Source organism: Wolbachia endosymbiont (group B) of Xylocampa areola (assembly GCF_964028205.1).
Taxonomy (GTDB): Bacteria; Pseudomonadota; Alphaproteobacteria; order Rickettsiales; family Anaplasmataceae; genus Wolbachia.
In genome coordinates, this window is sequence record NZ_OZ034771.1 from 253,739 (window position 1) to 266,994 (window position 13,256).

Genomic DNA, 13,256 nt, shown 5'->3' on the forward strand with positions numbered 1-13,256 from the left:
AGTTCTATAAACTAGATTAACTGTAAAAAAGGGCAAGTGTATGCAAATTTATTACTTCTCTTTCCACTTCCACAATCAAACAATTTTGAATGTTTCTTATTTGACTTGTCAACAATGAGAATTAGTATAACTGCTAGCTCCGTCTTTCAGCTATGGCATTAAACAATGACATGCATAAGATCTAATAATATGTATAATTTATAAATAATTTTTGAGGTAAATTGTGAAATTGGGCGTTAATATTGATCACGTTGCAACCCTTCGCAACGCACGTGGAGCTTCTTATCCAGATCCATTAAAAGCAGCAAAAATAGCTATTAATGCTGGAGCAGATTTTCTCACCGTACACTTACGAGAAGACAGAAGGCATATCAGAGATGAGGATGTATTCAATCTAAAACAAAACATTAGCACTGAGTTAAATCTTGAAATCGCAGCTACGGAAGAAATGCTCAAAATAGCAAAAGAAGTAAAACCCTACTCGATTTGTATAGTACCAGAAAAAAGAGAAGAATTAACAACCGAAGGTGGCCTGAATATCGTGAATATGCACAGTAAACTTTCTGGTATAATAGAGGAAATGCATAGCTTTGACATAAAAGTCTCACTGTTTATCGATCCAAATATTAATCAACTAAAATATCTTGAGAAGCTAGAAAGAAAGCCTGACATAATAGAAATTCACACGGGGGATTACTGTGATAATCCATCAGAGGAAAAATTAAAACTTATTACTAACTCTGCAGAATACATTAATAATCTAGGAATAGAATGCCACGCAGGACATGGCATAAATTATAAACACGCTAAAGAAATAAAAAAGATACCTCACATCTCAGCTCTTAATATAGGCCATTCTTTAATCAGCGAGGCTATATTTCATGGCTTACATAGTGTAACTAAAAAGATGAAAATGACAATATCTAAGTAGATAATACTTTTTGCTTGCTATTTAAAATACTTAAAAGAGTTTGGCTTATTTTAAATTTTACCCTTGTCTTTTCAGGAACGGTCATAATCTCACCATTTTGAGGATTACGGCATTTTCTCTCCTTATTTATAACAGTAGAGAATGTACCTATTCCATGTAGACGTATTTCGCCTTTGCGACTTAGCTGATCCTTTATCATTTCCATAAACATGTCATGAACATTACTTAAATCAGATTTTGTTATGTCTATATTCTGACTAACACAATCTTGTTTTAGTCGGTTTATTATATCTTCTTTACTCATAAATTACCTTAATATTGAAAAATCACATAAATAGCATATTATGCTAATGCTAATAGTCAACTAAATTTACTCTAAAAATAGGAAACATCATAAGCTTTACACAAATATTTATACAATATTTACAAAAAACATCACTATCTCTTAGAAAACTGACATTTTTTCCGAGCTTTATGTTGACCATATTTCTTACGCTCAACAACACGTGAATCTCTAGTTAGGAATCCACCCTTACGTAATATAGAGTGTAGATCTTGACTTATACTACTTAAAGCTCTGCTTATTCCATGAGCTAAGGCACCTGCTTGGCCAGATAGTCCTCCACCTTTTACAGTTGCAAACACATCATACCTATCTAACATAGAAGTTACTATGAATGGCGCTTTAATCATTTGACACACTGATTCTCTTTTAAAATAAGAAATTAAATCATCTTTTTTATTAACACTAAATTTTCCACTTCCTGGCTTTATCCATACTCTTGCTACAGATTCTTTCCTTCGACCTGTGGCATATGAACGACCAAGTGAGTCAATCATTGCCTTTTTTGGCTGATCATTATTATTTATTTTCACTTTTTACTCCATTATTTCTTATTTTTACGATTTAAAGAGGCAAAATCTATTTTTTCAGGTTGCTGTCCTTGATGCTTATGTTCTGAACCAGAATAAACATACAAATTTTCAAACCGTCTACGTGCCATAGGACCATCATCAAGCATTCTTTTTACTGCCATTTTTATCACACGCTCAGGGAATTTGCCATTTAAAATATTATCTGGAGTAGTTTTCTTTAAACCACCAGAATAACCTGTATGCCTATAGTAGATTTTATCTTTAAGTTTCTTTCCGGTAAAGTGTACCTTTTCTGCATTAACAATAATTACATTATCTCCACAATCCATATGAGGTGTGTATTCAGGCTTATGCTTTCCACGCAATAGCGCTGCTACAAACGCTGCAAGCCTTCCTACTACTAATCCTTCTGCATCTATAACAAGCCATTTTTTATCGACTTGTTTCTCTTTTAAGAAAAAAGTTTTCATATATCAATACATAACAGTAGATTATGATACACTGAGTTGCTTGATAGTGTCAACAACATTAGTTACAACATTAGTTATTGATTATTAAAGTAATTTATGCTAATAACTTAAACAACATGCTAGAAAGCAAAATGTTTCGATTGATTATTATACTTATAATTGCTTTTGGTACTATAGGTTGCTATGCAATCGATTTGGAAGAAGCCATAAGCAAAGCTATCAAAAACAGCTCAAAAATAAAGTCTCAGTTTTACCAATATAAGAGTGCTGAAAAACAGCTGAAATCTTCTGGATTGGCTGGATTTTTACCTGACATTAATTTACAATATAATTTCGATAGTAATTTTAATATTATTAACGATCGACAAAACTCTGGAAAGCGTCTAACATTAAGCCAAAGAATAATAGACGGTGGGGGCACTTTTGCTACATTTAGCCGATCAAGTCATCTTCTTAAAGCAGCAAAAATTAGATTTCAGCAGTCAAAGCAAGAAGTTGCACTCAGCGCTGTGAAAGCATATGTTAATGTTTTACAAAAGGCAGAAATATTAAAACTGAGAGAACATAAAGAACGTGTTTCTTTAGAACATTTGTCAGCTATGAAAAAACGCTTTTCTCTTGGAGAAGTTACTAATGCTGAGGTTTTATTCGCAAAAGCAAAATTTTCATCTTCTATATCCAAAAGAGTTGATGCTGAAGGTGAATTAAAGCTCGCTAATATTGCTTACTATCATTTAATTGGTGAAGATGCTGATAATCTTCACGAGACTAATGGTAAACTACCTTCTATACCAGAATTAAATGAATGTTTACAATTAGCAAAAACTAATAACTTGTCCCTAAAAGCAGCAGTTTATCAAAAAAGAGCAGCCGGAATGGAAGTGATCGCTGAAACTTCCAAGTGGCTTCCTTCTTTGAATCTAAGCGCAAGTAAAAATTTTGGAAAGGACAATATAAAATTGGACACGTTACTAGAAAATGTGAATGTTGTCTTTACTCTTGATATTCCGATCTTTAAAAGAGGAGTTAATGTTTTTGGTGTTAGTAGAGCTAAAATGGATGCAAAACAATCCACTTACGATTATTACGAAGCAGTAAAAAATATAGAACAAGCAGTTATAAATGCTTGGAATAACGTGCTGACAGCAAAAGCTATTATTAAAGCAAGTCAAGAAGCAGAAAAAGCAGCAGCTTTAGCATTGGAAGGAGTTGCGCAAGAAGTAAACTTAAATTTAAAGAGCACAATTGATCTTTTGGATACTGAAGATGAACTATTTAAAGCACGTTCCGATCTAATTCAGGCAAAAAGCAATTATGTAATTAGTGTTTACAACTTGCTTTTTATGATAAATAGTATAAACCTTTAAATTTAATGGTATGAGCGATAATCAATCTGTAAAAGATATACTAGAAGATATAAAAAAAGCTATATCGGGTAAAAATCCAAGTGGTGATAGAGCAGAAATAATAGATGAAGATGATGACGTATTATGCCTTGAAGAGGAGTACCCAGAAGACATCGAAGAAAAAGAAAATAGTGAAGAAGAGAATAATTGCCAAAGTGAGAAAATGAATAACCAATTTAATAGTTACAACTCAGAAGAGAAAAATTTGTATGATAATATCCAAATGAGTAATAACAAAGTGAGCTATCAAGAACAAAGTAACGAGCATTTAGTTTTAAAAGAAAATATGGAGGAAATTAAAACATTGCTTGAAAAGATGCAAAGCGAACTACGGCATAAACAACAAAAAAGAGCGGATCTTACTGTTGAAGAATTAGTTGTATCTCTTTTAAAACCTCAGCTTTCAGAGTGGCTGAATAAGTATCTACATGCATTGGTAAAAGAAGTAGTTGAAAAAGAGCTCAAAGATATAATCAATAATAAGTAGGTTATTAGTATAAAGACCAGAGTAAAAACAGCTAGAGGTAGAAAGTTATCTTCAACAAGATGGCTACATCGCCATTTGAATGATCAGTATGTGCAAAAAACCAATAAGGACGGTTATAGATCGCGCTCGGCATATAAGTTAATAGAAATAGACGATAAATTTAAACTACTCCAACAAGGGCAAAAAATTATTGATCTTGGCGCTTTTCCTGGTGGATGGTCACAAGTTGCATCTAAGAAAGGAGCGAGTGTGATTGCTGTTGACATAAAACCAATAAACGCAATTAGTGGAGTAGAGTGTATACAGTGTGATATTATCAGCGAACTTGAAATTTTAAGAGAAAAATTCAAGGATCACAAATTTGATGTAATTTTATCTGATATGGCACCAGAATCTTGCGGTTTAAAATCGTTAGATCATATCAGAATTATGCTTTTATGCGAAGCAGCGCTCAATTTTGCAAAGCATTTTTTGAATCATGATGGCAAATTTGTAGTAAAAATTTTTCAAGGAGAGTCTGATAAAGATTTCTGCAATGAGCTAAAAAAAATGTTTAAAACAGTAAGATACTTCAAACCAAAGTCAAGTAGATCTGAATCTACAGAAATGTATTTAGTAAGTTTAGGCTTTATTGGTGGCAACTATTCTGTATAGCAGGTACTTACAGAAATGTTGACGAATCTTATCCTATTAAACTGAAGATTAATAACGCTCGCACAAAAGCCCCTTTTTCTTGTTTAAATATTTATGATAATTAATTAAACTCTTGACTTTATTGCTTAAGTATATGATAATTAAAGTATATTATTATTATAGGAGAATTTTATATGTATTTAGCATTGTTGAAAAAGATATTAAGTACAGTAAATCGTGAAAATGATTTGAATGGTAATAACATAGTTGAAAAAATAAAAGAGGAACTAAAAAAAAGAGACCCCCCTGCTTATCAAGAGTGGGAGAAGAAAGCTTTTAATATGAATTATGAATTTAGTAAAAATAATGATTATAACAAAAAAGAATTAACATTATTAAATGTAGCATGTCTATATAATCAAGAAAATGTAGTAAAAGCTCTATTAGAAGTAAAAGGTATAAATGTTAATTTTCAAGATGGATCTGGAAAAACTCCTTTGTATATAGCTGTTGATAAAGGTCATCACAAGATAGTAAGAGCTCTATTAGAAGCCGGTGCTAATCCTTTAGTAAAAAGTCGTTGTAACAAAAATTTGGCAGAAATATTTACTAAAAAAGCAATTGGGAAAGCAGTAGACTTGGGTGCTCATATATTTATTATTGCATCTTGTATAGCTGCTATAGTAGTTACTTATGCATATTTTTTTGGTGTGTCATTATCAGTAGGTGCTATGGCTGGGATAGCTGTGGCTGCTGCTGTACTCACAGGACTTGTTGCTGGTGGTATTACGTATGAAGTGTATAAGCCTTGTGATGAGTTAAAGGACGCTATTGCAAAAGCAAAGTCAAGTCCTGGTCAGAAGCTAAATGGAGTTGATTTACAATCAGAAATTTCTTCAAAGTCAAGTGTAACAGTGTAGTTAAGTAGAAGGAAGAAGTCTCTTCTTCCTTTTCAAGTAGCTGACACTGATTTTCATCCAAAATAGTTTCATTCAAGTAGCTGACACTGGTTTCTTACCAAGAAAAACTTAGCATAACTTTTGTGCTCAAAAAAACTTCTGGATTCCAGCATCAAGTGCTGGAATGACATGGTGAAATATTATTCAAGTAGCCTCTGTCTCAGTGTCCATTTGGTGTCATTCAAGTCAGCTCTCTTCTTGTCATCCCAGTACTGGTATTCAGAAAACTGACCAGGTTGGTCACGCGCTGGCTCTCTAAAATTACTTTAGCTACAAATATTAAGAAATTTACTAAATAAAAAAAGACAAAAGAATCCCCATATAGCGAGTTTTAATAATTTAAATTGATAATGTGCTAACAAGCGCGATTTGGCTGAATGTAGAAAAAATAAAAAAAGCCGCTATAATTTTATGTAATTTGCCAATAAATATCTGAGTTTTTTACTGAATTTTGTCGTTTAGCCCAAAAACAAGGATAAATACCTTTATCAGTATAATAAGGAGAGTGGGAAGGTTTGTCAAGTAATAAAACTAGAGGGCTCAAATGGAAGAAGGTAAACTCTAAAGTGTACGTTCAGTAGCACTTTCTATAAGAGAGATTGTATTATCTATCCCATAAAGCTTAATAAAAGATCCCATTCTAGGACCGTTTTTTTGTCCAAGTAATGTTTCATACAAAAACTGAAACCAATCGCGTAAGTTATTGTAATTATGTTTTTTTCCGATGGAGAAAACCTGAGATTGAATCTCTTCAGCAGTGGCTGTAATAGGCAGGGAATGTAGGTTGTTCTTTAAATCTAGTAACGCTTCTTTCTCTTTTTCGTTTGAAGCTTTATACGCTTTTGTTGGCTTAATAAAGTCGTGATAATACCTAACTGCAAAATCCGAAAGCCTATCTAGCATTTTGTTGCTTTCTGGTGTAACGTTTGGTGCATAAGTTGATATAAAACCCCAAAGAATCTCTTTATTTTCAGCATTACAAGCTGCTGCCAGGTTTAAAAGTAACGAAAAATTTATGCCTGAAGTTTCTACGCTTGGAACTTTACCCTGGTGGATGTGCCATACAGGGCTATTTACATCCTTTTCTTCACTCTCATTGTAACGCTTAGCAAACTCTAAATATTCATCAGTTGATTTTGGTATCACATCAAAATATAAACGTTTAGCTTTTTTAGGACTCTGAAAGATGTATAACGCTAAACTCTCTGTGGGTGCATAAGTTAGCCACTCCTCAATTGAAATACCATTTCCTTTTGATTTTGATATCTTCTTTCCTTCTTTATCAAGAAATAACTCATAGCAAAACAAAAGCGGTGGCTTTTCTCCAAGTATTTTACATATTTGACTTGAAAGCACAGCAGATGGAGTCAAATCCTTTCCATGAGCTTCGTAATTAACTCCGAATGCAGACCACCTCATCCCCCAATCAGGTTTCCATTGCAGTTTACATTTTCCTTTTGTCACTGGAACTTCTATTTTTCCCCCGTTTGGGTCTTCATACGTGATTGTTCCTTTATCTGTATTTGTTTCAATTACTGGAACTTGTAAAACTTGGGAAGTTTTTGGGCATATCGGCAAGAATGGACTATAGGTTTGCTGCCTTTCTTCCCGAAATGATGGAAGCATTACGTCCATCACTTTATCATAATTTTTCAGCAGGAGTAAAAGTTTTTCATCGTAAACGCCAGATTTATAACACTCTGTTGCACTCCTAAATTCGTATTCAAATCCAAACAAATCAAGAAATTTACACAACAACGAATTCATGTGATGACCATAACTCTCATGAGTGCCAAATGGGTCAGGTATCATGGTTAATGGCTTGTTCAGATTCTCTCTTAGCATTTCCTGATTTGGTACATTATCTGGTATTTTTCGCAAACCATCCATATCGTCGGAAACTGCAATGATTTTGGTTTTTATACTAGGAGCTATTTTTTTTAGAGCGTTTGCAATAACTGTGGTACGAAAAACTTCCCCAAAAGTACCAATATGTGGTAAACCCGAGGGACCATAACCAGTCTCAAATATTATCTCTTTTTTATTAGGGAATTCTTGTAGTATTTTTTCTGCTTCTTGAAATGGCCAGCTTATAATCATTGAATTTAAATTAATTATCTTACCTAAAGTGCTATTCATTTCAATAGATTTTTAATTAATGATGTAGTATTAGTGTTAGAGCTCTTATTAGAAGGTTAAAGATATGTCTACTGGCAGCATACAAACGAATCAATTATTTAAAGGTCTTACAAGACCTGCAATGCTCTTTGGTGTGAGTTATATGTTTGCAATATTAAACGTTCTAATTTGCATGCTAATTTTCATTAATACAAATGATCTTAGAGTAATTCTCCTGATGTTACCAGGTATACATGGACTTGGCTATATAGCTTCTGCAAAGGAACCGTTGTTTATTGAGTTATTTATGGTAAAGTTGGGAAAATGTTCCAAATGTTTAAATCGGTTTTATTATGGAGCCAATTCTTATGACATTACTTGATGTTATGCAATGTTGAGATTTAGAGCTATTCAATCAAAGAATAAATCTATTCTAAGTAGAGAGGTTCACGCTGCCGAATTTATACCTTATTCTTGCTATTGGAATAGTACAACCTTGATAACAAAGCAGAATTGGTTAGTTAAATTTATAAAATTAAATGGCTTTGCGTTTGAAACGGCCGATGATGAAGACTTGGTGATACAAAATAATATCAGAAATCAGATGCTAAGAAGCATTTCATCTCCAGCATTTAGTTTGTACTTTCATACCATCAGACGTAAGAAAAATATTTTTTCTGATGAATTTGCAAATCAGAGTTTACCAAATTTTTTTGCTAACCATGTAAATCTAAAATGGAGAGAAAAACACGCAACTAGGCAATCTTTTATTAATGATTTATACATTACGATTATTCGTAGGGCAGATACAAAGGGAGTAGAATTTTTATCACATCTACTGAAAAAATTTGGGCATGTAACTTCAAAACATGCTTGGGAAAGTGATATGCGTGATACCTATGAAGATTTAGAGGAAACGACAAATCGTATAGTAACAAGCCTTAGGAATTATTCGCCTAAAGTCCTTGGAGTAAAAGAAACTCCAAACGGACTGTTTTGTGAAATAATGGAGTTTCTGTCTAGAGTTGTAAATTGTGGCTTTGTTACAAATACGCTTTTTCCACTAAAAACTGAAATATCAAGATACTTACCAGTTCATAGGTTATTTTTTGGCCATAAGATGATACAGGTTGTGACTCATAATGAAAGTAAATATGCTGGAATAGTTAGTATCAAAGAATATGGAAATAATACTTCCGCAGGAATGCTTGATTCTTTTTTACAACTTCCTTATGAATTTATTATCACGCAGTCTTTTCAATTTACAAATAGGCAAATGGCAATTGCGAAAATGCAGATACAGCAAAATCGTATGATACAATCTGCAGATAAAGCTATTTCTCAAATAGCAGAAATTTCTCATGCGCTTGATGATGCAATGAGTGGTAAAATTGCGTTTGGTGAACACCATTTAACTATCTTATGTATAGAAAAAAGCCCTAAATCATTGGACAATGCTTTATCATTGGTTGAATCGGAGCTTTCTAATTGTGGTGTTTATCCTGTTCGTGAGAGGGTTAATTTAGAACCAGCATTTTGGGCGCAAATTCCTGGTAATTTTGATTATATAGTAAGAAAAGGTACAATAAGTAGTCTTAATTTGGCCGGTTTTGCATCTCAACATAATTATCCTACTGGTAAAAAATTCAATAACCACTGGGGAGATGCTGTTACAGTTTTTGATACAACATCTGGCACTCCATTTTTCTTCAACTTTCATATAAGGGATGTTGGACATACTATGATAATTGGGCCAACAGGTGCTGGCAAAACTGTTTTAATGAATTTTTTATGTGCTCAAGCAATGAAATTTTCTCCAAGAATATTCTTTTTTGATAAAGATCGCGGTGCAGAAATTTTTTTAAGAGCACTTGGTGGTATCTATACTATAATAGAACCAAGAACTAAGACAAATTTTAATCCTCTGCAACTTGACGATACTCCTGATAATAAAACATTTTTGATGGAATGGATAAAATCTTTAATTTTAGTGTACAACGATAAATTCACTTCAGAAGATATTGCTAGAATTAATGATGCAATTGAGGGAAATTTTAAATTAAAAAAAGAAGACAGATTTTTGAGAAATCTTGTACCATTTTTAGGACTTGCGGGCCCTGATACTCTAGCTGGAGCAATATCTATGTGGCATGATGATGGCTCTCATTCTGCAATATTTGACAATAAAGAAGATTTGCTAGATTTTTCAAAAGCAAGAGTGTTTGGCTTTGAAATGGCTAGCTTGCTAAAAGATCCTGTTGCTCTTGGGCCGGTCTTGATTTATTTGTTTCATAGGATTAGTATATCGCTTGATGGCACTCCATCCATTATTGTTCTTGATGAAGCATGGGCGTTAATAGATAATCCAGTTTTTGCACCTAAGATAAAAGACTGGTTGAAAGTGCTGAGAAAGTTAAATGCTTTTGTGGTTTTTGCTACTCAGAGTGTTGAAGATGCAAGTAAAAGTGCTATTAGTGATACGCTTGTACAGCAGACAGCAACACAAATTTTTTTGCCAAATCTGAAAGCTACTAGTGTCTATCGAGATGTTTTTATGTTAACTGAACGTGAGTACATACTGATCAAACACACAGATCCAAGTACTAGATTCTTTTTAGTAAAGCAGGGAGTTAATGCTGTAGTAGCTAGAATAGATCTGAAAGATTTGGATGATGTGGTCAACGTGTTATCTGGACGTGCGGAAAGTGTTCTATTGTTATATGATATACTGAAAGAAGTCGGAGATGATCCAAAGATGTGGTTGCCTGTGTTTTATCAAAAGGTGAAAAATGTTTAAAACTAAACTGTCATTACTGTTAGTTGCGATATTTTTGTTAAATATAGATTTTTTGCTCTCGTATCCAGTGTTTGCAGATACAGTAAGTGGTACTGACAAAACGGAATTTGTTAGCAGATTTAATTCTACTGGCAGCTTTAGTCGTGCTTCTAATCCTGACTGTAAGGCGTTTGAAACAGCTGCAGCAGTTGCTGGGATAGCAATTGCTATTGGTGCAATATTTACTGGTATTGTTTTGATTGTCTCTTCTGCTGGTTTATTTACTGCTCTTGTTATCGTTGGAATGATAGCTGCAATTGTTGGGGTTTGGAAGGCGATAGGAGGACTTGTTGTTTGTGAGCATAGTTTTGTTAAACACCCAGTTGCACGTGATCATGATGGAAAGTATAAAGATTTCGAATTCTCAAAATCAGAATACTCAAAATATTCAGATTGCACAAATAAGAATTATCAAAAGGAAGATGAATATTTTAAATGTTTTGATGGGGCAAATGGATCAATAGAAGTAGGTAGAAAAATAGAGAAGGGCATTTTAAACTCCATACCTGACCAAAATACTGGTGGTTATTACTGGCCAAAAAACGGTGTGCAATACAGTGAATATATAGAAGTATGCCATAGAAATCCTTTAACATTTAGCAGATTGTTTTGGTTAGATACATCAATAAAAGCAGACTTTGATGTTAGAGAGAAGGACACTGGATATGAAGGTGGGTCATGGTCTCCAAAAGTTGATGGTGATCTGGAATGTAAAGTTCTTAAAGCAGGACAAAGCGAAACCATACATGGGTCAACATTCAAGGCAGTAAAAAAAATGGACAGATTGTGTGTGGAGCTGGCAAGTGTGAGAATGCTTGGTATCAAAATGACTCCTTGGCCGCAAGGGGTTGATATGGGATGCACAGAATTGCCACCTGACCCACTTGCTCCTATGTGTGAAAAATCTGTGATGATATTCAAAAATAAAGATGGTACAGGTGAATATGAGGAAGATCTTAATGATTCTAAAAATAAGGACAAAGATTACAAAACTATTATAAGGGAAAAGAAAGGAGAGGGAAAAATTTTTGTAGGTTATAATAATGCCAGTTGTTTTAGCCAGTATGTCTCTGAAGCTTGCTACAATCAAGCGGGAAGTAAGTCATTATCTCCTATTCCTATAACTTCTATGATAGTGCAATGTATTAAGGAGTCGTTAGATAATTTAGTGGCAGGTATTGATTCAAGTGGTAACTTACTTACAGACAAAAATGGACATGCTAAGGGTAGTTTTTTGTCTGTAGCACAAAAAAGACTGAAGAACACTGTTACTGCTATCTTAATTTTAGCTTTGATATTGTTCTCTATAAAAGTTATGTCTGGTGGAGTGCGTAGTCCGCAAGAAATGTACATGTTGATCATTAAATTCGCTTTAGTGATTTACTTTACGACAGGTAGCACTATGTCTCATTATTACGGGGAATTAACAAAACTTTCGAACGGCTTATCAGAAATAGTGCTTAAAGCTTCATCTGAGAGTAAAAATATATGTAATTATGAGGCAGGTAAAGATTATGAATACGATCGTGCAGGGCAGAAGGTATCCTACAGTTATCTTGCACCTTGGGATAGGCTTGATTGCAGAATTTTATTTTATTTAGGTGCCCCTTTAGATGGAATTGGTGGCAAAATTGGTACTGGAGGTGTTGCAACGTTAGCGGTCTTGCTTGGCGCTGCTCCTGTCTTGTTAGTTGCAGGTTCGGTGATTGGTATTATTTTCGCTGGTGGACAAATTTTAGTAGCTCTTGTCTGTATATTTATGGCCATTTTGATGATGATGGTTATTTTATGGATGTGCTATGTATTTATCTTATCTTTAGTTGCGCTTAGTGTAATTATCATCTTATCGCCTTTATTCATTCCTATGGTTTTGTTTCAACATACTAAAGGATATTTTGATGGTTGGCTAAAAGAGTTAATTACCTACAGTTTATACCCAGTTATCCTCTTTGCATTTCTATCTTTTATGTTCATAGCATGTGATAAAATCTATTTTAAAAATTTAAATTTTAAACTGGACGAGTCATATAAAAATGAACAACCAGACAAGTCATATGAAAAGAAACAAGCAGAAATCTCATATAGTAAGAAAAAACAGTGGTTTAAATTGAAAGATGGGGAATGTGATAAAAATGAAACTACTCTCGCATGTATGATGCAAAATTATAGCTTTAAAAAGAGCAGCATACTTGGTCTATTCGACTTTAGATACATGGAGTTTGGCAGCTCTCTAATCGGAGAATTATTAAAATTGTGTTTAGTATTATTCCTCTTTTACCACTTTTTAAACGTTCTTCCCGGCATGGCTGCTGAGCTTGCTGGTAATCACAGAGCAGCACTTGGTTCAGGTAGCACTCCTGCACAAATGGTGAATAAAGCTTTATCTGCTGCCAAAGCTGCTGCTGGAGGTGCTGGTCAAGTTGCTGCTGCGGCTGTAAATAAGGCAAGAGGGGCTATTGGAGGAGGTGGAGATGATAATAAGGGATCGGGATCTTCCTCTAGTGAATCTATAAAATCAGGTGGAGAGTGAGCGCAGGTGA

12 protein-coding genes are annotated in these 13,256 nt (G+C 33.9%); 8 read left to right on the forward strand and 4 right to left on the reverse strand.

The window, feature by feature from the left end; genetic code table 11:
• Positions 1–223 precede the first annotated feature (223 nt).
• Positions 224–931 carry a pyridoxine 5'-phosphate synthase gene (locus tag ABWU35_RS01180; protein ID WP_007302038.1) on the forward strand — a complete coding sequence of 236 codons (708 nt, stop codon included), beginning with the start codon at positions 224–226 and terminating at the stop codon, positions 929–931.
• Here ABWU35_RS01180 and ABWU35_RS01185 read toward each other — a convergent pair.
• The 3 genes from ABWU35_RS01185 to rplM form a co-directional block, all read right to left on the reverse strand.
• On the reverse strand, positions 924–1,235 hold the full coding sequence (locus ABWU35_RS01185; protein ID WP_007302037.1) for an HU family DNA-binding protein: 312 nt from the start codon (positions 1,233–1,235) through the stop codon (positions 924–926). The genes ABWU35_RS01180 and ABWU35_RS01185 overlap by 8 nt on opposite strands.
• 134 nt (positions 1,236–1,369) lie before the next feature.
• Positions 1,370–1,771 carry a 30S ribosomal protein S9 gene (gene rpsI, locus ABWU35_RS01190; protein ID WP_052264863.1) on the reverse strand — a complete coding sequence of 134 codons (402 nt, stop codon included), beginning with the start codon at positions 1,769–1,771 and terminating at the stop codon, positions 1,370–1,372.
• A gap of 47 nt (positions 1,772–1,818) precedes the next feature.
• Complete coding sequence (gene rplM / locus ABWU35_RS01195; protein WP_006014941.1) at positions 1,819–2,277, reverse strand: 50S ribosomal protein L13; 459 nt, start codon at positions 2,275–2,277, stop codon at positions 1,819–1,821.
• A 116-nt stretch (positions 2,278–2,393) separates the two neighbouring features.
• Between rplM and ABWU35_RS01200 the strand changes: the two genes are divergently transcribed.
• The 4 genes from ABWU35_RS01200 (at position 2,394) to ABWU35_RS01215 (ending at position 5,723) form a co-directional block, all read left to right on the forward strand.
• Positions 2,394–3,644, forward strand: coding sequence for a TolC family protein (locus tag ABWU35_RS01200; protein ID WP_019236672.1), 1,251 nt, complete (start codon positions 2,394–2,396; stop codon positions 3,642–3,644).
• A 10-nt stretch (positions 3,645–3,654) separates the two neighbouring features.
• Complete coding sequence (locus ABWU35_RS01205) at positions 3,655–4,170, forward strand: PopZ family protein (protein ID WP_007302034.1); 516 nt, start codon at positions 3,655–3,657, stop codon at positions 4,168–4,170.
• A 75-nt stretch (positions 4,171–4,245) separates the two neighbouring features.
• A complete protein-coding gene (locus tag ABWU35_RS01210; RefSeq protein ID WP_007302033.1) occupies positions 4,246–4,824 on the forward strand; it encodes an RlmE family RNA methyltransferase in 579 nt (192 codons plus the stop codon).
• Between the two features lie 173 nt (positions 4,825–4,997).
• Positions 4,998–5,723: an ankyrin repeat domain-containing protein gene (locus ABWU35_RS01215; RefSeq protein WP_264685570.1), complete on the forward strand. Its 726-nt coding sequence runs from the start codon at positions 4,998–5,000 to the stop codon at positions 5,721–5,723.
• Positions 5,724–6,323: 600 nt separating this feature from the next.
• Here the strand turns inward: ABWU35_RS01215 and ABWU35_RS01220 are convergent.
• Positions 6,324–7,901 (reverse strand): lysine--tRNA ligase, encoded by a 1,578-nt coding sequence (locus ABWU35_RS01220; protein WP_264685571.1) that lies wholly within the window; start codon positions 7,899–7,901, stop codon positions 6,324–6,326.
• Between the two features lie 64 nt (positions 7,902–7,965).
• On the opposite strand from ABWU35_RS01220, the gene ABWU35_RS01225 reads away from it, so the two are divergent.
• Genes ABWU35_RS01225 through ABWU35_RS01235 form a run of 3 tightly spaced genes read left to right on the forward strand, consistent with a single transcriptional unit; the run spans position 7,966 to position 13,246 of the window.
• Positions 7,966–8,262: a type IV secretion system protein VirB3 gene (locus ABWU35_RS01225; RefSeq protein ID WP_353276002.1), complete on the forward strand. Its 297-nt coding sequence runs from the start codon at positions 7,966–7,968 to the stop codon at positions 8,260–8,262.
• Positions 8,263–8,271: 9 nt separating this feature from the next.
• On the forward strand, positions 8,272–10,677 hold the full coding sequence (locus ABWU35_RS01230; protein ID WP_007302030.1) for a VirB4 family type IV secretion/conjugal transfer ATPase: 2,406 nt from the start codon (positions 8,272–8,274) through the stop codon (positions 10,675–10,677).
• Complete coding sequence (locus tag ABWU35_RS01235) at positions 10,670–13,246, forward strand: type IV secretion system protein (protein WP_007302029.1); 2,577 nt, start codon at positions 10,670–10,672, stop codon at positions 13,244–13,246. The genes ABWU35_RS01230 and ABWU35_RS01235 overlap by 8 nt, the downstream gene beginning before the upstream one ends.
• Positions 13,247–13,256 lie beyond the last annotated feature (10 nt).

What these genes read in the sequence shown, in the direction of transcription:
- ABWU35_RS01235 (WP_007302029.1), top strand. Translation starts at nt 10,670, where the DNA reads ATGTTTAAAACTAAACTGTCATTACTGTTAGTTGCGATATTTTTGTTA.
- ABWU35_RS01225 (WP_353276002.1), top strand. Translation starts at nt 7,966, where the DNA reads ATGTCTACTGGCAGCATACAAACGAATCAATTATTTAAAGGTCTTACA.
- rpsI (WP_052264863.1), bottom strand. Translation starts at nt 1,771, where the DNA reads ATGATTGACTCACTTGGTCGTTCATATGCCACAGGTCGAAGGAAAGAA.
- rplM (WP_006014941.1), bottom strand. Translation starts at nt 2,277, where the DNA reads ATGAAAACTTTTTTCTTAAAAGAGAAACAAGTCGATAAAAAATGGCTT.
- ABWU35_RS01200 (WP_019236672.1), top strand. Translation starts at nt 2,394, where the DNA reads ATGCTAGAAAGCAAAATGTTTCGATTGATTATTATACTTATAATTGCT.
- ABWU35_RS01185 (WP_007302037.1), bottom strand. Translation starts at nt 1,235, where the DNA reads ATGAGTAAAGAAGATATAATAAACCGACTAAAACAAGATTGTGTTAGT.
- ABWU35_RS01220 (WP_264685571.1), bottom strand. Translation starts at nt 7,901, where the DNA reads ATGAATAGCACTTTAGGTAAGATAATTAATTTAAATTCAATGATTATA.
- ABWU35_RS01205 (WP_007302034.1), top strand. Translation starts at nt 3,655, where the DNA reads ATGAGCGATAATCAATCTGTAAAAGATATACTAGAAGATATAAAAAAA.
- ABWU35_RS01215 (WP_264685570.1), top strand. Translation starts at nt 4,998, where the DNA reads ATGTATTTAGCATTGTTGAAAAAGATATTAAGTACAGTAAATCGTGAA.
- ABWU35_RS01230 (WP_007302030.1), top strand. Translation starts at nt 8,272, where the DNA reads ATGTTGAGATTTAGAGCTATTCAATCAAAGAATAAATCTATTCTAAGT.